17 protein-coding genes are annotated in these 16,318 nt (G+C 71.0%); 10 read left to right on the top strand and 7 right to left on the bottom strand.

Features of this window, described 5'->3' with window-relative positions:
- Positions 1–213: 213 nt before the first annotated feature.
- The 7 genes from rplS to KVY00_RS02435 all read left to right on the top strand — a co-directional run bounded on the left by rplS (position 214) and on the right by KVY00_RS02435 (position 7,621).
- Positions 214–561 (top strand): 50S ribosomal protein L19, encoded by a 348-nt coding sequence (gene rplS / locus KVY00_RS02465; protein WP_223044173.1) that lies wholly within the window; start codon positions 214–216, stop codon positions 559–561.
- 118 nt (positions 562–679) lie between these two features.
- Entirely contained in the window at positions 680–1,417 is a 738-nt protein-coding gene (gene lepB, locus KVY00_RS02460; RefSeq protein WP_223044172.1) for a signal peptidase I, read from the top strand.
- 11 nt (positions 1,418–1,428) lie between these two features.
- Positions 1,429–2,094, top strand: coding sequence for a ribonuclease HII (locus KVY00_RS02455; protein WP_223044171.1), 666 nt, complete (start codon positions 1,429–1,431; stop codon positions 2,092–2,094).
- Positions 2,095–2,137: 43 nt separating this feature from the next.
- Positions 2,138–2,977 carry a glutamate racemase gene (murI, locus tag KVY00_RS02450; protein WP_223044170.1) on the top strand — a complete coding sequence of 280 codons (840 nt, stop codon included), beginning with the start codon at positions 2,138–2,140 and terminating at the stop codon, positions 2,975–2,977.
- Between the two features lie 102 nt (positions 2,978–3,079).
- On the top strand, positions 3,080–3,835 hold the full coding sequence (rph, locus tag KVY00_RS02445; protein ID WP_223044169.1) for a ribonuclease PH: 756 nt from the start codon (positions 3,080–3,082) through the stop codon (positions 3,833–3,835).
- Between the two features lie 2 nt (positions 3,836–3,837).
- Positions 3,838–4,461: a non-canonical purine NTP pyrophosphatase gene (locus KVY00_RS02440; RefSeq protein ID WP_223044168.1), complete on the top strand. Its 624-nt coding sequence runs from the start codon at positions 3,838–3,840 to the stop codon at positions 4,459–4,461.
- A gap of 28 nt (positions 4,462–4,489) precedes the next feature.
- Entirely contained in the window at positions 4,490–7,621 is a 3,132-nt protein-coding gene (locus tag KVY00_RS02435) for an aminotransferase (protein WP_223044167.1), read from the top strand.
- 85 nt (positions 7,622–7,706) lie between these two features.
- On the opposite strand, the gene mgtE is transcribed toward KVY00_RS02435, so the two are convergent.
- The 4 genes from mgtE to KVY00_RS02415 all read right to left on the bottom strand — a co-directional run bounded on the left by mgtE (position 7,707) and on the right by KVY00_RS02415 (position 11,337).
- A complete protein-coding gene (gene mgtE / locus KVY00_RS02430; protein WP_223044166.1) occupies positions 7,707–9,065 on the bottom strand; it encodes a magnesium transporter in 1,359 nt (452 codons plus the stop codon).
- Positions 9,066–9,374: 309 nt separating this feature from the next.
- Entirely contained in the window at positions 9,375–10,055 is a 681-nt protein-coding gene (locus KVY00_RS02425; RefSeq protein WP_223044165.1) for a LysE family translocator, read from the bottom strand.
- Positions 10,052–10,801, bottom strand: coding sequence for a class I SAM-dependent methyltransferase (locus tag KVY00_RS02420; protein WP_223044164.1), 750 nt, complete (start codon positions 10,799–10,801; stop codon positions 10,052–10,054). Before KVY00_RS02420 ends, KVY00_RS02425 begins: the two co-directional genes overlap by 4 nt.
- A 113-nt stretch (positions 10,802–10,914) precedes the next feature.
- Positions 10,915–11,337, bottom strand: a complete 423-nt coding sequence (locus tag KVY00_RS02415; protein WP_223044163.1) for a DUF1801 domain-containing protein — start codon at positions 11,335–11,337, stop codon at positions 10,915–10,917.
- 130 nt (positions 11,338–11,467) lie between these two features.
- On the opposite strand from KVY00_RS02415, the gene KVY00_RS02410 reads away from it, so the two are divergent.
- From KVY00_RS02410 to KVY00_RS02400, 3 genes are all read left to right on the top strand, one after another.
- Positions 11,468–12,556: a DNA alkylation repair protein gene (locus KVY00_RS02410; protein WP_223044162.1), complete on the top strand. Its 1,089-nt coding sequence runs from the start codon at positions 11,468–11,470 to the stop codon at positions 12,554–12,556.
- A gap of 8 nt (positions 12,557–12,564) precedes the next feature.
- Positions 12,565–12,924, top strand: coding sequence for an ATP-binding cassette domain-containing protein (locus KVY00_RS02405; RefSeq protein WP_223045147.1), 360 nt, complete (start codon positions 12,565–12,567; stop codon positions 12,922–12,924).
- 101 nt (positions 12,925–13,025) lie between these two features.
- Entirely contained in the window at positions 13,026–13,970 is a 945-nt protein-coding gene (locus KVY00_RS02400) for an EamA family transporter (protein WP_223044161.1), read from the top strand.
- A gap of 200 nt (positions 13,971–14,170) precedes the next feature.
- On the opposite strand, the gene KVY00_RS02395 is transcribed toward KVY00_RS02400, so the two are convergent.
- The 3 genes from KVY00_RS02395 to KVY00_RS02385 are packed head-to-tail and all read right to left on the bottom strand — an operon-like array spanning position 14,171 to position 16,313.
- On the bottom strand, positions 14,171–15,073 hold the full coding sequence (locus KVY00_RS02395; RefSeq protein ID WP_223044160.1) for a dihydrodipicolinate synthase family protein: 903 nt from the start codon (positions 15,071–15,073) through the stop codon (positions 14,171–14,173).
- Positions 15,070–15,432, bottom strand: a complete 363-nt coding sequence (locus tag KVY00_RS02390) for an antibiotic biosynthesis monooxygenase family protein (RefSeq protein WP_223044159.1) — start codon at positions 15,430–15,432, stop codon at positions 15,070–15,072. The genes KVY00_RS02395 and KVY00_RS02390 overlap by 4 nt, the downstream gene beginning before the upstream one ends.
- Positions 15,429–16,313, bottom strand: coding sequence for an EamA family transporter (locus KVY00_RS02385; RefSeq protein ID WP_255572718.1), 885 nt, complete (start codon positions 16,311–16,313; stop codon positions 15,429–15,431). Before KVY00_RS02385 ends, KVY00_RS02390 begins: the two co-directional genes overlap by 4 nt.
- Between the last annotated feature and the right edge of the window lie 5 nt (positions 16,314–16,318).

Raw genomic sequence — 16,318 nt, 5'->3', positions numbered from 1 at the left:
GATCGCGGGTGCGAGATCCGTATCTCGACGGGGATCGGGATCGGGATCGGGGAGAGGGCCGGCGTGATCCACTGTCTTGGGTGTGGCATAATAGTTCCTTGTGCCACGGTGCGGCACTGCCGCGAGGGTCCGCACACACCGTGAGCCCAACACCTCAGTACTTTCCTTATCATTCCGCGTTCCGACTTGCGGCGGGCGCAGAGAGAGACAATCATGCAGAAGCTCGACCACGTCGATGCCGCGTCGCTCAAGAGCGACATCCCCGAGTTCCGCGCCGGCGACACCGTCAAGGTGCACGTGAACATCGTCGAGGGCAACCGCTCGCGTATCCAGGTGTTCCAGGGCATCGTCATCGCCCGTCACGGCGAGGGCGTCCGCGAGACGTTCACCGTCCGCAAGATCAGCTTCCAGGTGGGTGTGGAGCGCAAGTTCCCCGTGCACTCGCCCGCGATCGACAAGATCGAGGTCGTGACCCGCGGTGACGTGCGTCGCGCCAAGCTGTACTACCTGCGCGGTCTCACCGGCAAGAAGGCCAAGGTCAAGGAGAAGCGCGACTTCTGATCCGCGCTCTTCAGCAAGAAACCCCCGCTTCGGCGGGGGTTTCTTCTTTCCCAGGGTGCGAATGGCAGGATGGACTGGTGCGGCTCACGGCTCGGCTGCACCGGAGAGGGCAAGCGAGATGAACGAATCGGCGAGCGAACCTCGGCGGCGCGGCGGCGGGATACTCGGATTCCTCAGGGATCTGGTCGTGATCCTGGTCGTCGCATTCCTCGTCTCGTTCCTGCTCAAGACGTTCCTCGTGCGCAGCTTCTACATCCCGTCCGAGTCGATGGAGCAGACGCTGCAGGTCAACGACCGCATTCTGGTGAACCAGCTCGTACCCGATGTGATGTCGGTGCAGCGGGGGGACATCGTGGTGTTCAAGGACCCGGGCGGGTGGCTGCTGCCTCGGGGCACCGAGCCGCCGCAGGGCTTCGAGAAGGTGCTGCAGGCCGTCGGTCTCGCGGCCGACACGAGCAACGAGTACGTGGTGAAGCGCGTGATCGGGATCGGCGGTGATCGGGTGCAGTGCTGCGACGCCGAGGGCCGGGTCACTGTGAACGGTGTGCCGCTCGACGAGCCCTACATCGTGATCCCTCCGGGGGAGGGCGGTCGGGCCTCCAAGATCGACTTCGACGTCACGGTGCCCGAGGACTCGGTGTGGGTGATGGGCGACAACCGCTATCAGAGCAAGGACTCCCGCTACAACCAGGATCAGCCGGGGCGCGGATTCGTGCCCGAGAGCGAGATCGTGGGCCGCGCGTTCGTGCTCAACTGGCCCCTGAACCGTTTCACCTGGCTGGGCGCTCCCGAGGGCACGTTCACGGGCGTCGAGCAGGCGGGAGAACAGGCCCGCGAGAAGGCGGCGGCGCAGTGATGAGCCCGGCGATGCCGAAACGCGCGCTGAGGCCGGACCCCTCGAAGGACCCGACGCTCGAGGTGGAACAGGCGTGCTTCGCCGAGGGCTTCGAACTGGTGATCGGGATCGACGAGGTCGGCCGCGGCGCGGTCGCAGGCCCGGTCGCCGTCGGCGTGCACGCGGTGATGCGGGGAACGGTCGGATTCCCCGAGGGGCTCCGCGACTCGAAGCTGCTCAGCGAGAAGCGGCGCGAGGCGATGGCGCCGCTCGTGTGCGAGTGGGGGCCGGGATCGGTCGGATACGCGAGCGCCGAGGAGATCGACGAGCACGGGATCGGCGCCATGCTGGGGGAGGCGGCGCGACGCGCGCTGCTCGAGCTGCACGCCGCGGGCGTGCCCGTCGATCGCGCGCTGATCCTGCTCGACGGTTCGCATGACTGGCTCAGCCCGGTGCTCAGGTCGCCGTTGCGGGTGCGTACCAGGGTCGGGGCGGATCGCAGTTGCGCTTCGGTGGCGGCGGCGTCCGTGCGCGCGAAGGTGGAGCGCGACGCGCTCATGCGGGAGGCGCACGAGGCGCACCCCGAATACGGGTGGACGTCGAACAAGGGCTACGGATCCCGCGCCCACTACGAGGGCATCGCGGCCCTGGGGCTCACGGAACTGCATCGACGCACCTGGATCAAGCAGCCGGCGTAGGCCCGCTTCTGCTCCGTCACCGCCGGAGCGGTAGGCTGTTCGGGTGAGCAATCGCGATATTTCGCCCGACGCGCCCATCGGGGTGTTCGACTCGGGCGTCGGCGGCCTGACGGTGGCGAGGGCGATCCGGGATCAGCTGCCCCACGAGTCGATGATCTACGTGGGCGACACGCTGCGCACCCCCTACGGGCCGCGGCCGATCGCGGAGGTGCGCCGCTTCGCGCTCGAGATCCTCGACGGGCTCGTGGCGCAGGGCGTGAAGATGCTGGTGATCGCCTGCAACACCGCCTCGGCCGCCGTGCTGCGCGACGCCCGCGAGCGCTACGACGTTCCCGTCGTCGAGGTGATCGGCCCCACGGTGCGCAGCGCCGCTGCCATCACGCGTAGCGGCAGGGTGGGCCTCATCGGCACGCAGGGCACGATCCAGTCGCGCGTCTATGACGACCTCTTCGCGATGCGCCCCGAGATCTCGCTGACTGCAGCCGCCTGCCCCCGCTTCGTCGAGCTGGTGGAGGCCGGCCTCACGAGCGGCCCCGAGGTGCACGCCGTAGCCGAGGAGTACCTCGCGCCGCTGGTGGCCGAGCGGATCGACACGCTCGTGCTGGGCTGCACGCACTACCCCTTCCTGCGCGGCGCGCTCGCGCGGGTCGTCGGACCGGACGTGGCGCTCGTGTCGAGCGACATCGAGACGGCGAACGAGGTGTTCCGGGTGCTGACAGAAGAGGGCCTGCTGCGCTCGCCCGGTGCCGGCGAGCCGGTGCTGCGCTACGAGGCGACGGGCGATGATACGCGCGGTTTCGTCGATCTCGCGCGCAGAATGCTCGGGATCGGCATCGACGCGGTCGATCGTCTCGAGACGGGCTCGATCACGCTTCCCCGCTGACCGCCGCGGGCCCGCGCTCGAATGTCGGAGGCTCCCTGTAGCGTACGGGCAGACGGCATTGCGGCGATCCCTCGACCTGAACGACCGACCGAAGGAGAGAACATGAGTGACCAGACACGCGCCGACGGGCGCACTCCGCAGCAGATGCGCCCCGTGACCATCGAACGCGGGTGGAGCTCGCAGGCCGAGGGCAGCGCGCTGATCTCGTTCGGCGCCACGCGTGTGCTCTGCACCGCCTCGTTCACTCCCGGTGTGCCGCGGTGGCTGACGGGCAAGGGGACCGGCTGGGTCACGGCAGAGTACTCGATGCTGCCCCGCTCGACGAACGAGCGCATGCAGCGCGAGGCGGTGCGCGGCAAGATCGGCGGCCGCACCCACGAGATCTCGAGGCTCATCGGGCGCAGCCTGCGGGCGGTCATCGACACGAAGGCGCTGGGCGAGAACACGATCGTGATCGACTGCGACGTGCTGCAGGCCGACGGCGGCACCCGCACCGCGTCGATCACCGGTGCGTACGTCGCGCTGGCCGACGCGATCGAGTGGGCGCGTGCGGCCGGGCACATCGCTCGCAAGGCCCAGCCGCTGCGCGACAGCGTGGCAGCGGTCTCGGTCGGCATCGTGGGCGGCACGCCGATGTCAGACCTGGCCTACGTCGAGGACTCGCGCGCCGAGACCGACATGAACGTCGTGATGACCGGGTCGGGCGACTTCGTCGAGGTGCAGGGCACCGCCGAGGGAGCGCCGTTCGATCGCGCCGAGCTGAACAGCCTGCTCGATCTCGCGCTCGCGAGCGGCTCCGAGCTCTCCGAGATCCAGCGCGCGGTGCTGGCCGAGACCCTCGCGGCGAAGGAGGGATGATCATGACGCAGCTGGTGCTCGCCTCGCACAACGCCCACAAGCTCGAGGAGCTGCGGCGCATTCTCGGCCCGCTGATCCCCGGCATCGATCTGATCGGCTACGACGGCCCCGAGCCCGTCGAGAACGGGCTGACCTTCGAGCAGAACGCGCTCATCAAGGCGCGGGCCGCCGCGGCGCACACCGGCCTGCCGGCGATCGCAGACGACTCCGGTATCGCGGTCGATGTGCTCGGCGGGTGCCCGGGCATCTTCTCGGCGCGCTGGGGCGGCCCGGAGCGCAGCGACACCGGCAACGTCGACCTGCTGCTGTGGCAGCTCACCGATGTCGCCGACGAGCACCGCGCCGCGAGCTTCGTCTGCGCCGCCGCGCTGGTGGTGCCGCCCGGCGAGGGCACCGGGCTCACGGGTGGGCCTGGCGCGGGCGAGGTCTGCGAGCTCGGTGTCTGGCCCGGCCGTGTGCTGAGGCAGCCGGAGGGGGAGCACGGCTTCGGCTACGATCCGATCTTCCAGCCCGAGGGCGAGCAGCGCTCGGCTGCAGAGCTCACGGGCATCGAGAAGGACCGACTGTCCCATCGCACCAGGGCCTTCTCGGCTCTCGCCCCGGAGATCCTGGCGCGACTGGGCTGAGACCGACCTGAAGAGTGGAGACGGCAGCATGACTGATGCGTACGCATCCGAGGCGACCGGCGGGCTGGTGCGCCCCGCGGTGACAGAGGCCGATGCAGTGCTGATCGCGCGCGAGTGCTACGGCATCGAGGCGAGTGCACGGGAGCTCGGCAGCAATCAGGATCGCAACTTCGTGCTCAAAGAACCGGGTGGGGCCCGCAGCGTGCTGCGCGTCGACAACCCGGTGTTCGGGGATGAGGAACGCGACGCTCAGCACGCCGCTCTCGACGCGTACCGGGATGCGGGCGTGCCGGTCGCGTCTGTGCTCCCCGGGATCGACGGCTCGCTCACGCAGCGCTGGCGCGGCTTCGCAGTACGGCGCAGCGAGTTCGCGGAGGGCGAGCCGATGGTCGACGGCGGCTACTTCGCGCCGGTCGTGCTCGAGGAGTTCGGGCGTCTCGCCGCCGCCTCGGTGAATGCGCTCGCGCGGCTGCGGCATCCGGGCCTCGAGCGCGATCACATGTGGATCATGGCGGTTGCGCACGAGCAGACCGTGAGACTCGCTTCGTCGATCGCCGACGAGGATCTGCGCGAGCGGGTGCTGGGCGCATCCGAGGCCGCGCAGCGCGCACTCGACGCGGTAGCCGGTGACCTGCCCCTGCAGGCGATCCACGGCGACCTCACCGACGACAACGTGACCGGTGTGCGGGGCGACGACCGTCGTCTGCACCCGCACACCGTGCTCGACCTCGGAGACCTGGCCTACGGGTGGCGCGTGGCCGAGCTCGCCGTCACGGCGAGCTCGATGCTGCACCACGAGCCCGCGCGCCCGCTCCGCGTGCTCGATACGGTCGCGGCCTTCCACCGCGCCGCACCGCTCTCCGCGGCGGAGGCCCGGGCGGTGTGGCCGCTCATCGTGCTGCGCGCCGCCGTGCTCGTCGCGAGCGGCTGGCGCCAGCTCGAGATCGACGGCGCCAACGACTACGCCCGTGAGCGCATCGCGGGGGAGCAGGCGATCTTCGACGCCGCGACGCGATACCCGCTCGTCGAGATGACGGAGCACGTGCTGGCGAGGCTCGGCTTCAGCGGGCTGCCTCATGGGGCGGGACTCAGGCTGGCGGCCGATCCCTTCGCGCAGACGGAGTCTTCCCGTCATCCTGCGGGAGCGGAGGGAGTCGCAGGATCCCGCCCGCTCCGGTCCCTCCTCCCTGACCTGGAAGGCGAGGTGTCCGTGATCGACCCGGGCGTGGAGTCCGAGTCGCTCGACGGCGGGGCCTGGCTCGAACAGCATGCCGAACCGCGGTTGCTCGCGGAGTCCCTCGCGGAAGGTGTCGGGGCGGCCGTCTACCCCTACGGCGTGTACCGCCTCACGCAGACCCGCATCGATGCGGCGGAGGCCGCGGCCACCTGGCCCACGGCGACCGAGATATGGGTAGCCGCCGGGTCTCAGATGTCGGTCGCTGCTCCCGTCGGGGGAGTCGTCGTCGGCGCCTTCGGGGGCCTGATCTCGCTGCTCGTCTCCGAGGAATGGCTGCTGATCGTGTCGGGTGTGCAAGCGACGGTGGCGCGGGACGAGCTGGTCGAGGACGGGGCACAGATCGGCGTGCTCGAGGGCGGTACCGCGCCGCGGCCGGTGCACGTGCGGCTGGTGCGCGTCGACGCCATCGCGGCTGACACCCAGCTCGCGGTGGCGCAGTTGCAGAGGCTCGAGGCCGAGCGCGCGGCCGGCGACTTCCGCGGCTCCGCGGTGAACCGCGTCACCCCGGATCGTGTGTCGGCCTGGGCGCGGCTCACCCGCGATCCGGCCGCGATCCTCGGTCTGCCGCCGCGCGCGCAGCGCGACGAATCCGGCGACGAGCAGGCCCGGCGCGAGCAGATCTTCGCGAGCGCGCAGGAGCGCTACTACGAGCGGCCCATGCAGATCGAGCGGGGCTGGCGCCACCACCTCGTCGACACCACGGGTCGCGCGTACATCGACATGGTCAACAACGTGACGGGCCTGGGGCACGGGCACCCGGGGGTGGCCGACGCGGTGAATCGGCAGATCCGCATCCTCAACACCAACTCACGTTTCCTGTACCGCGAGCTCGCCGAGTACAGCGAGCGTCTGCTCGCGCTGCTCCCCGAGGCGGCGCGCACGCCCGCCGCCGATGGCAGCGGACGTGACGCGCTCGACACGGTGCTGCTCGTCAACTCGGGCTCCGAGGCCGTCGATCTCGCCCTGCGCCTCGCGCAGGCCGCAACGGGCCGCAAGACCGTCGTGGCGCTGCGCGAGGCCTACCACGGCTGGACCATGGCCTCCGACGCCGTGACCACGAGCGCCTACGACAACCCCTACGCGCTCGAGAACCGGCCCGACTGGGTGCACGTCGCCGACGTGCCCAACCGCTTCCGCGGCACCTACCGCGGCGACGCGGGCGATCGGAGCGTGGGCGCGCGCTATGCCGCCGACCTCGGGTCCGACCTGCTCGCTCTCGCCGGAGAGGGACGCGGGGTCGCCGCGTTCATCTGCGAGTCGGTGCTGGGCAACGCCGGCGGCGTGCTGCTGCCCGACGGCTACCTCGCCGACGCCTACGCGCGTGTTCGTTCGGCGGGCGGCCTGTGCATCGCGGACGAGGTGCAGGTGGGCTTCGGTCGCATGGGGTCGACCTTCTGGGGCTTCGAACAGTCGGGGGTCGTGCCCGACCTCATCACCATCGCGAAGCCGATGGGCAACGGATTTCCCATCGGCGGCGTCATCACCTCGAAGCGCATCGCCGACGCGCTCGCCACGCAGGGACAGTTCTTCTCGTCGGCGGGCGGCAATCCGCTCAGCTGCCGCGTTGGCCTCGCGGTGCTCGACGCGATGCGCGACGAGCGGCTGCAGCAGAACGCGCACGTGGTGGGCGAGCGGCTCGCCGAGGGTTTCCGGGCGCTCGCCGAGCGTCACCCGCTCATCGGCCCGGTGCACGGCGAGGGGCTCTATCTCGGTGTCGAGCTCGTGCGCGATCACGAGACGATGGAGCCCGCGAAGGAGGAGGCCGCGGCGATCTGCGAGCGCCTGCGAGAGCTCGGCGTGGTCGTGCTCACCACCTCGGAGCGCTCGAACGTGCTCAAGGTGAAACCGCCGCTCTGCCTCACCGCCGAGAGCGCCGACTTCGTGCTCGAGCAGCTCGACCGGGTGCTCAGCACCGGCTGGTGACGGCACCCGGTCGGTGCGGCGCATCGCGGCAACGGCGCGCCGCGGCAATGGCGCGCCGCGACCGCGATGCCCGCGGCGCCCGTTCTCACAGTTGCAGGATCGCGCGGGCGATCATGAAGTAGACGATCAGGCCAGTGGCGTCCACGAAGGTCGAGATGAACGGGTTCGAGAAGACCGCGGGGTCGACGCCGACCGCTCGCGCCAGCAGGGGCATGCCGCCGCCCACGGCGGCCGCCAGCGTGCAGACCGTGAGCAGAGTGAGTCCGATGACGAGCCCGATCGGCACGGAGTAGACGAGGCCCGCGATGGCGAAGCCGAGTCCGCCGAGCAGCAGGCCGAGCACGGCGCCCGTGCGGAGCTCGCGCGCGAGCACGCGCAGCAGGTCCCTGGGGCGCACGTCGCCGAGCGCGAGCGCCCGGGTCACCGTCGTGGCCGCCTGGTTGCCGGTGTTGCCGCCGGTGCCGATGAGCAGCGGCACGAAGAGCGCCAGCACCGTCACCTGCTCCAGCGTCGCCTCGAACACCGACAGCACCTGCACGGTGAGGGTGGCGCCGATCGCCAGCACGAGCAGCCATACCACCCGGGATCGCACGATCGAGAGCACGGGCGTCGAGAGGTACGGGCGCCGTAGCGGCTCGGAGCCGCCCTGTCTAGCCGCGTCCTCGTTCTCCTCGCGCTCGAGGATGCGTACGGCGTCGTCGATGGTGAACATGCCCACGAGACGGCGCTCGCTGTCGACGATGGGCATGGCGAGCAGAGCGAGGTCGGCGCAGCGGCGGGCGGCCGTCTCGTCCCGCTCCACGGCCTCCGCGGTGTGCGCCGGCTGCATGAGGTCGGCGACGACTCGCCCGGGCTCCGCCCGCATCAGCTCGCGCAGGCTGACGACCCCCACCACCCGCCTGCCGTTGTCGAGCACGGGCACGGTGTACACGGTCTCGGCGTCGTCGAGACGCGCCTGCACGCGGACGAGCGACTGCTCGACGGTCAGCTCGGCCCTCGTCCACACGTACTCGGGTGTCATGCGCCGGCCCACGCTGCCCTGCGGGTAGCCGAGTACGGCCGCGGTGAGCAGCCGATCGGTCTCGGGGAGTCCGCGCAGCAGGCGCGTGGCGAGCGACGCCGGCACCTCCTCCAGCAACCAGGCCCGGTCGTCGGGATCGAGCTCCGCGAACAGCCGCGCGACCTCCGCGTCGTGCAGTCCGTCGAGCAGGTCGCCCTGCAGTTCGGGGTCGAGCGATTCGAAGACCTCGAGGGCTCGCTGCTTGGCCAGCAGGCGGAAGACGATCGCTCGTCGGCGCAGACTCAACCGGTCGAACAGGGGTACCAGGTCGGCGGTCGTGAGCGGGGCCAGCGTCTCGGTGAGCGCGTGCAGGTCTCGGGCTGCGAGCTGCTGCTCGATCGTGTCGATGAGCCCGTCGACGACGGGGATCGGCTGGGTGGTCATGGCGGCTCCTTCCGGGTGCGCGCCGGGGCGCGCACGATCGTGAGCGCGCTCGGGCGGTGGCCCGAGGCGCGCTGATGGTGCGCCGGGCGACCGGCGGGCCGTCGACTAGCGGAAGCCGATCGAAGCGGTGAGCACGGTACCCGGCTGGTGACTGCAACTGTCACTGGGCATGCGACTCACCTCGCTTCGTGTCATGGAGATTCGGGATCGCGAAATGCTCCGATCCGCAGAGACCATAGCAGTATCGGCGCCGCCCGACAAGCCGCGGCACCTTCTTCAAGTAGGAGATCTGCTCCTAAACGGGAATATTCAGCTGGATCGCCCGCCTGGGAGTAGATCTCCTGTTTGGGCTGCGGGATCGGAGACGAGCCCGAGCAGCACCTCGACCAGGATCACGACCGCGATCAGCACGAACAGCGCGCCCGCGACGATATCGAACCAGGGCGCGGCCCGCCCCAACCAGCGGCGGAACGCCGGCGCCGATGAGGCGAGTGCGATCCCGACGAACCAGACCAGTCCACTCGTGAACATCACGGCGATGATCGCGAGACGCAGACCCCATCCCGCACCCGCCGGCAGGAACTGGGCCAGCAGTGCCGTGAAGAAGATGAGCGCCTTCGGGTTCGCGAGGTTGGTGGTGAGACCCAGCAGCCAGGGGCGGGCCACCGATCCGGCACCGCGATCCGCCCCCTCTTCGCGCAGCCCCGCGATCCCGCCCCGCATGCTCTGCACGCCGAGATAGCCGAGCACGACCGCGCCCACCGTCTGCATGACCGGCAGCAGCGCCGGCAGCGCCTCGAAGAGCGCCGCCAGCCCCAGTACGGACACCACGATCCAGAGCAGGTTGCCGCTCATGATGCCGAGCGCCGCGAGCACCGCCGCTCGGCGCTCCCGCACCGCGAGACGCAGCAGCAGGAACAGGTCCGGCCCGGGCAGCGCGAGGGCCGCGAACCACGCCACGAGCAGCCCGCCCCAGCCCGCCGCCGTCACCGGCGAGCCTCGATGAGATGGCGGGTCGAGTGCGCGACGAAGGGAGTGCCGCCGCGCATCTGCGCGTCGAGCTCGAGCAGCACATCGCGGTATCGCTCGACGGAGAAGTCGGGCACCCACCAGACGCACTTCCGCAGGATCCAGATCACCGCTCCGACGTCGAAGAACTCCATGCGGCACGTCGCGGTCCGCAATCGGAGGATCTCGAATCCCCGATCCCGCGCGGCGGCGGCCTCGTCTTCCGGATCCCGGAGGCGTCGCTCGGCGGGGAGAGGGCCGAGGAAGCGCTCGATGAGTTCGAACGCCGATGCCGGCCCCACGTGCTGCGCGAGGTAGACGCCTCCGGGGCGCAGCACCCGGTGGATCTCGTGCCAGTCGGGTGCGACCGGGTGCCGAGCCGTGACGAGTTCGAAGCTGCCGTCGGGGAAGGGCAGCGGCTCGCCGGGTTCCGTGCCCGCCACCTCAACGCCGCGGGGACCGAGCCGCTGCCTCGCGCGTGCGACGTTGGGCGGCCAGGACTCGGTGACCGCCATGCGCGGGGGCAGCGCGGGCGCCTCGTCCACGACTTCTCCGCCCCCGGTGTCGAGGTCGAGCGCCGATGAGACCGACCCCAGACGAGCCGCGAGCAATGAGGCGTACTTCCACGGCGGGCGCTGCTCGGTGGCGCGCCCCCGCAGAAACTCGAACCCCCACCCGGTGACATCGGCTCGGACGGCCTCCGCCGCCAGCTCGTCGAAGCTTCGCATCGCCCCATGCTAGCGTCCGCGGCCTCCGGAGCGGGTGCGCGGAGCGCGGTGCAGTGGAGCGCGGTGCAGTGGTGAGCGGTGCAGTGGTGCGCGGAGCGCGGTGCCCGGTCGCCTCAGTCGCTCTGCGAGCGCGCCTCGGCGAGCGAGCGCTCCAGGAGCTCGCGCAGCACGGCGCGATCGATCTTCGTGAGGCGGGTGAGATAGAGGCACGCCTTGCTCGCGCGGTGCGGGCCGAGCCGATCGAGGAGGTCCGGCCAGCGCTCCGCGAAGCCGGTCGTGAGATAGAGCGTGTGCTTCGCGGATCCGGTGGCGAAGGCGAGATCGGGCATGCGTCCGCCGTGCCCGCTGTCGTAGCGGTACTCGTGCTCGCCGAAGCCGATGATCCGCCCCGCCCAGACGACGGGCGCCGCGCCGCTCAGCTCGCGATGCAGCGCCAGCAGCTCGTCGGCCTCGGCTCGGCGGGGGCCGGTCACGCGGTCCAGCACCTCGGAGACGGGGAGATCCGACGGGGACATCGCGGGTTCGTTCGCTGCCATGGGTGCCTCCGGTTCGTCGCCCGGGCCGGAGATCGGCGGGGTGCCCCCATGGTACTGCGCATCCGGCGGAGAGGTGAGGGCTCACGAAGCTGCTCGCCTCGTAGACTGTGCCGGGGAACGGAGGCCCGCGATGTCGATGACCGATGACCTGCTCGGAGACGAGCGCGTCGGAGCGCTGCTGGAGGCGCTCGAGGCGGCGAGCGGCGGGCGTCGGTTCGAAGCCACACGTGAGACCGCGGCCGGCCTCGCGGAACTGACGCTGAGCGGGAGGGCGCGGGCGCTGGCGGGCGGGATCGCGCGCGACGTCTCGGGAGGCCACGCGCAACTGGCGGGCATCGTGCGGACGGCTCTCGAGAACCCGGAGTTCGAGGGTTTCGCCCTCTGGCCGGTCGGTCTCGCGTCGGCGAGGATGGCGCTGAGCGAGGGGACGGACGAGGGCTTCGACTCGTCGCTGGCTCTGCTGGGGGAGATGACGAAGCGCTTCACCTCGGAGTTCGCGGTCCGTCCGCTGCTGATCCACGACCTCGACCGTGCGCTCGACCGGATGGCCGCGTGGACGACGGACTCCGACTGGCGCGTGCGTCGACTCGCCAGCGAGGGGACCCGCCCCCTGCTGCCGTGGGCCGAGCGGATCCCGGCCCTCGTGGCGGATCCCGCGCCGACCAGGCCGATCCTCGACGCCCTGCACGACGACGCCGACGAGAACGTGCGTCGCTCCGTCGCCAATCACCTCAACGATCACAGCCGGGCGCATCCCGCGTTCGCGGTCGAGGTCGTGCGCGGATGGAGCGGCGGCGAGCATTTCGAGCGGGTCGCCCACCACGCGCTGCGCACGCTGGTGAAGCGCGGGGATGCCGCCGCCCTCGAACTGCTCGGCTTTCCCCCGGTGAGCCTGGCGGTCTCGCCTCTCGAGGTCTCGCCGTTGCGGGTCGCAACGGGCGGTGCGATCGCCTTCGGCGCGGCGGTGGAGAACGTCGGGGCGGATCCCGCGCCGCTCGTGATCGACTACGTGCTGAGCTTCCCGGGCGCTCGGGGAGACGAGCGCTCGAAGGTCTTCAAGATCATGCGCCGCACCCTCGGTCCCGGTGAACGGTTCGAGGTGCGGGCCTCGCACTCGTTCAGGCCGATCACCACTCGCCGGTACTACCCGGGGCGCTACGGCGTGTCGCTGCAGATCAACGGGGTGCCCCATCCGCGCACCGATTTCGAACTGAGGTAGCGGGCGGACTGCCGGAGGGACTCGACACCGAGGTCTCCGAGGCGGTGCTCTCCGGGGGCGAGCGCCAGCGCCTCGCCGTCGCGCGGGCGCTGGTGAGGCGTCCGGAGGTGCTGCTGCTGGACGAGGCGACCGCGCAGCTCGACGGCTCCACGGAGGCCGCGATCCAGCGGGTCATCGCCGACGCCGCCCGCAGCGGCGCCGTCGTCACCATCGCGCACCGGCTGTCGACCGTGCTCGACGCCGATCGCATCGTCGTGCTCGACCGGGGGCGCGTGCGCGACTCGGGATCCCACGGCGAACTGCTCGAGCGGGACGAGCTCTACCGGGAGTTCATCGCGGCGCTGCGGATCGGCGTCGGTGCCGCGTAAGTCGGTGCCGGTGCCGCGTGAGCATCGAGCCCCGCGTTCGGCGATATCCTGGCGGGTGGAGCCGCGCCGCGGCGGACGCAACTGACTCGTGGGAGGTGCCGATGCCGGGTGCATCGCGGGCGATTCCCGTCACCGGATTCCTGCTCGCGGTGGGGTCCGCCGCCTCGTTCGCGCTATCGGGCATCTTCGCGAGTGCTCTCCTCGATGCGGGGTGGTCGGCCGGGGCGGCGGCGACGACCAGGATCACCCTCGCCGCCCTCGTGCTCGCCGCCCCCACGGTGCTCGCGCTGCGCGGCCAGTGGAACCTGGTGCGGGCGGCGTGGCGGCCGATCCTGCTCTTCGGGTTGCTCGCGGTCGCGGGTTGCCAGCTCGCCTTCTTCCTCGCCGTGCAGTTCATCCCGCCGAGTCTCGCGCTGCTCATCGAATTCATGGGCCCCGTGGTGCTGATGCTCTGGCTCTGGTCGCGCACCCGCGTGGCGCCCGCGGGGCTGACGCTGGTCGGCGCGGCCGTGGCGGTGCTCGGGCTCGTCGCGATCTCCGGTTCGGGATCGGGCGGGGCGCTGCATCCGCTGGGCATCGCCTTCGCGCTCGTCGCCGCGATCGGCAACGCGGCCTACTACGCGGCGGGGGCGAACAGCGACCACGGCATCCCGCCGATCCCGTTCGTGGGGCTCGGCCTCGCGGTCGGCGCGGTGGTGCTGGGCCTGGCAAGCGCGACCGGGCTGCTCCCCTTCGCCGTGACGGGGAACCCCGCGGTGATCGCAGGTGCCGAACTGCCTCCCGCGGTCGCAGTCGCGGGCATGGTGCTCATCTCGACGGTGCTGTCGTACGTGCTCGGGGTCGCCGCGTCGCGCCGTCTCGGTGCCACGGTCGCGAGCTTCACCGGGTACTCGGAGGCGATGTTCGGCATCGTCTGGACCATCGTGCTCCTCGCGGTCGTTCCCACGCGCGTGCAGTGGTTGGGGGCGGCGCTGATCATCGCCGGGGTGGTTGCGGTGAAGGCGGGGGAGATCCTGCGCGCGCGTGGGTCGCAGCGACCGGGCTAGATTCCGAGCGCCAGCGGTGCGGAGCCGCGGGGCCGGAGTCGCGAGAGGTCGAAAACGGCTCGGGATCCCGGGAAATGGAGCAGATTTCGACCTCTCGGGGGAGTGGGAGCGTTGAGGGGCTGCGCATTCCCGGGGAGTGGGAGCGTTGAGAGGCTGCGCATTCCCCGGGGAGCGGGCGTCACAGCGCTCGGGCCCGCTACTCAGGCGAGGCCGAGTTCGTCCACGACCTGCGCCACTCGGGCGCGCTGCGGTCCGGTGAGGCCCTGTATCGGTAGCGGGAGGCAGCGGTCGGGGGCGAGGCCGAGGTGTTCAGCGATCGCGGCGGTCACCCGCAGGCTGCCTCCGGACTCCGAGAAGAGCGCCCACAGCGGAGCGAGGCGCTCGGATTCCGCGGCCGCCTCGGATGCACGGCCCTGCTGCGCGGCACGGGTGATGGCGAGTGCCGGATCGGGCAGAGTACCGCCGATCACCGAGTACCAGGCGTCGCAGCCCGCATTCAGGCCGGTCGCGGCGAAGGCGTCGCCCGAGACGCCGATCGTGACGTGTGCCGGCACGACCCGTCGGATCTCCGCGACGCGCGCCCGTGCCGCATCGGGGTCTGAGGGGACGCCGGGGATCTTGATCGAGGCGATGCCGGGCAGTTCGGCGATGCGTGCGTACAGCCCGGTGGTGAACGCGAAGTGCGTGGTGCCGGGGTTGTCGTAGACGATCACCGGTAGATCCGTGTGCTCGGTGACTGCGCGGAACAGCTCGAACACGTCGTCGGCTGTGAGCGGCTGATAGGTCATGGGCGCCAGCAGCAGGCCTGACGCGCCCGCTTGTTCCGCGTCGTCGACGTGGGTGAGCACGTGCGAGGTGCGCAGACCTCCGACGCCCACGAACACGGGGGTCCCGCCCGCATGCTGCACGGCGAGCCGGGCGACGCGGGCGCGTTCGGCGACGCTGAGGTATGCGTAGGACCCCGTCGACCCGAGTGCGGTGATCGAGTCCACTCCCGCCGTGGCGAGGCGCTCGATGAGCCCGGCGAACGCGCGCTCGTCGACCCGGTCGTCGTGGAGCGGGGTGAGCGGGTAGGCCGAGAGGCCGGTGAAGAGGGCGGTCATGCCTGCTCCTCCTGTTCTTGGTCCTGTCCTGGGCGATGCGCGAGACCGAGCAGCGGGTTGCCGTAGACCGACTGCACCTCGGAGATCACGACGCGATACTCGCCGATCCACTCCCCGTGACGAGCTTTAGCGAGCCGGTGCGTGTCCATGCCGATCAGCTCGCGTAGAGCCTCCATGTCGCTCCAGTAGTAGACCTCGGCGTGCAGACCCGCTTCCTCGTTGTGCCACGCCTCCTCGCCGAGGAAGCCGGGGATCCGGCGGGCGCGCTCGGCGATCTCGCCATCGATGCGATGGAACTCGTCGGTGAGCTCCCGGATTTCGAAGATGAACGTGGAGCTGTACTTCGGGGTGGCGGTCATGGAGTCTCCTTCGCGGCGGGGCGGGCTACTGCAGGCGGGGCCGGATCGGCGGTGCGTGCACCGCCCCGTTGGGCGGCTGCGCCGGCGACGACGACCAGGGCGATGCCCGCGAGCTGCATCGGCGTCGGGGACTGGGCGAGCACGAGCAGGCCGATGAGGATCCCGAACGCAGGCTCGATCGACAGCAGCGTGCCGAACGCGGTGTGCGTCATGCGGCGCAGTGCGAGCATCTCGAGCCCGAACGCGATCACCGGTGTGATCAGCGCGATCCCCGCAGCGGCGGGCAGTACCCACCAGGTGAAGTCGCCCGCGATCACCTGCGGCAGGCCCACCGGCATCGTGGCGATGGCGGCGACGGGGATCGTGAGCGAGAGTCCGCTGATACCCGAGAACCGGTCGCCGACGTGCTGAGTGAGCAGGTTGTAGAGGCCCCAGCAGGCGCCGGCGGCGGCCGCGAAGCCGACCCCGGCGAGGTCGATGGCGCCGTGCCAGGGCTCGGTGAGCAGCACCACGCCGACCAGCGCGAGCGCCGGCCACATCAGCGCCTTGCGCTGCCTGCTCATCACCCCGGCCACGGTGAGCGGGCCGAGGAACTCGATCGAAACCGCGGTGCCCAGCGGAATGCGATCCACCGCCGCGAGGAAGAAGGTCGTCATGAACCCCGTCACCACCCCGAGGGCGAGCAGCGCGGGCAGATCCTGGCGCCGTATCGACCGGATCGCGGGCCGGGCGATGAGCCAGAGGAGCGCCGCGCCGAAGCACATGCGCAACCAGGCGGTACCGGCGGGACCCACCTGATCGATGACCGGCACCGAGAGGGCGTTCGAGAGCTGCACGGAGAGCATCGCGATGACGGCCAACGACCACGCGGGAACTCTCATGGGCG

Origin of the sequence: Leucobacter tenebrionis (assembly GCF_019884725.1) — a bacterium.
Taxonomy (GTDB): domain Bacteria; phylum Actinomycetota; class Actinomycetes; order Actinomycetales; family Microbacteriaceae; genus Leucobacter; species Leucobacter tenebrionis.
The sequence above is the reverse complement of the archived record's forward strand: the minus strand, read 5'-3'. Positions and strand labels throughout refer to the sequence as shown.

Bases quoted from the DNA above. Each gene is read 5' to 3' on its own strand.
- rplS (WP_223044173.1), top strand. From the start codon at position 214: ATGCAGAAGCTCGACCACGTCGATGCCGCGTCGCTCAAGAGCGACATC.
- lepB (WP_223044172.1), top strand. From the start codon at position 680: ATGAACGAATCGGCGAGCGAACCTCGGCGGCGCGGCGGCGGGATACTC.
- KVY00_RS02455 (WP_223044171.1), top strand. From the start codon at position 1,429: ATGCCGAAACGCGCGCTGAGGCCGGACCCCTCGAAGGACCCGACGCTC.
- rph (WP_223044169.1), top strand. From the start codon at position 3,080: ATGAGTGACCAGACACGCGCCGACGGGCGCACTCCGCAGCAGATGCGC.
- KVY00_RS02440 (WP_223044168.1), top strand. From the start codon at position 3,838: ATGACGCAGCTGGTGCTCGCCTCGCACAACGCCCACAAGCTCGAGGAG.
- KVY00_RS02435 (WP_223044167.1), top strand. From the start codon at position 4,490: ATGACTGATGCGTACGCATCCGAGGCGACCGGCGGGCTGGTGCGCCCC.
- mgtE (WP_223044166.1), bottom strand. From the start codon at position 9,065: ATGACCACCCAGCCGATCCCCGTCGTCGACGGGCTCATCGACACGATC.
- KVY00_RS02420 (WP_223044164.1), bottom strand. From the start codon at position 10,801: ATGCGAAGCTTCGACGAGCTGGCGGCGGAGGCCGTCCGAGCCGATGTC.
- KVY00_RS02415 (WP_223044163.1), bottom strand. From the start codon at position 11,337: ATGGCAGCGAACGAACCCGCGATGTCCCCGTCGGATCTCCCCGTCTCC.
- KVY00_RS02410 (WP_223044162.1), top strand. From the start codon at position 11,468: ATGTCGATGACCGATGACCTGCTCGGAGACGAGCGCGTCGGAGCGCTG.
- KVY00_RS02400 (WP_223044161.1), top strand. From the start codon at position 13,026: ATGCCGGGTGCATCGCGGGCGATTCCCGTCACCGGATTCCTGCTCGCG.
- KVY00_RS02395 (WP_223044160.1), bottom strand. From the start codon at position 15,073: ATGACCGCCCTCTTCACCGGCCTCTCGGCCTACCCGCTCACCCCGCTC.
- KVY00_RS02390 (WP_223044159.1), bottom strand. From the start codon at position 15,432: ATGACCGCCACCCCGAAGTACAGCTCCACGTTCATCTTCGAAATCCGG.
- KVY00_RS02385 (WP_255572718.1), bottom strand. From the start codon at position 16,313: ATGAGAGTTCCCGCGTGGTCGTTGGCCGTCATCGCGATGCTCTCCGTG.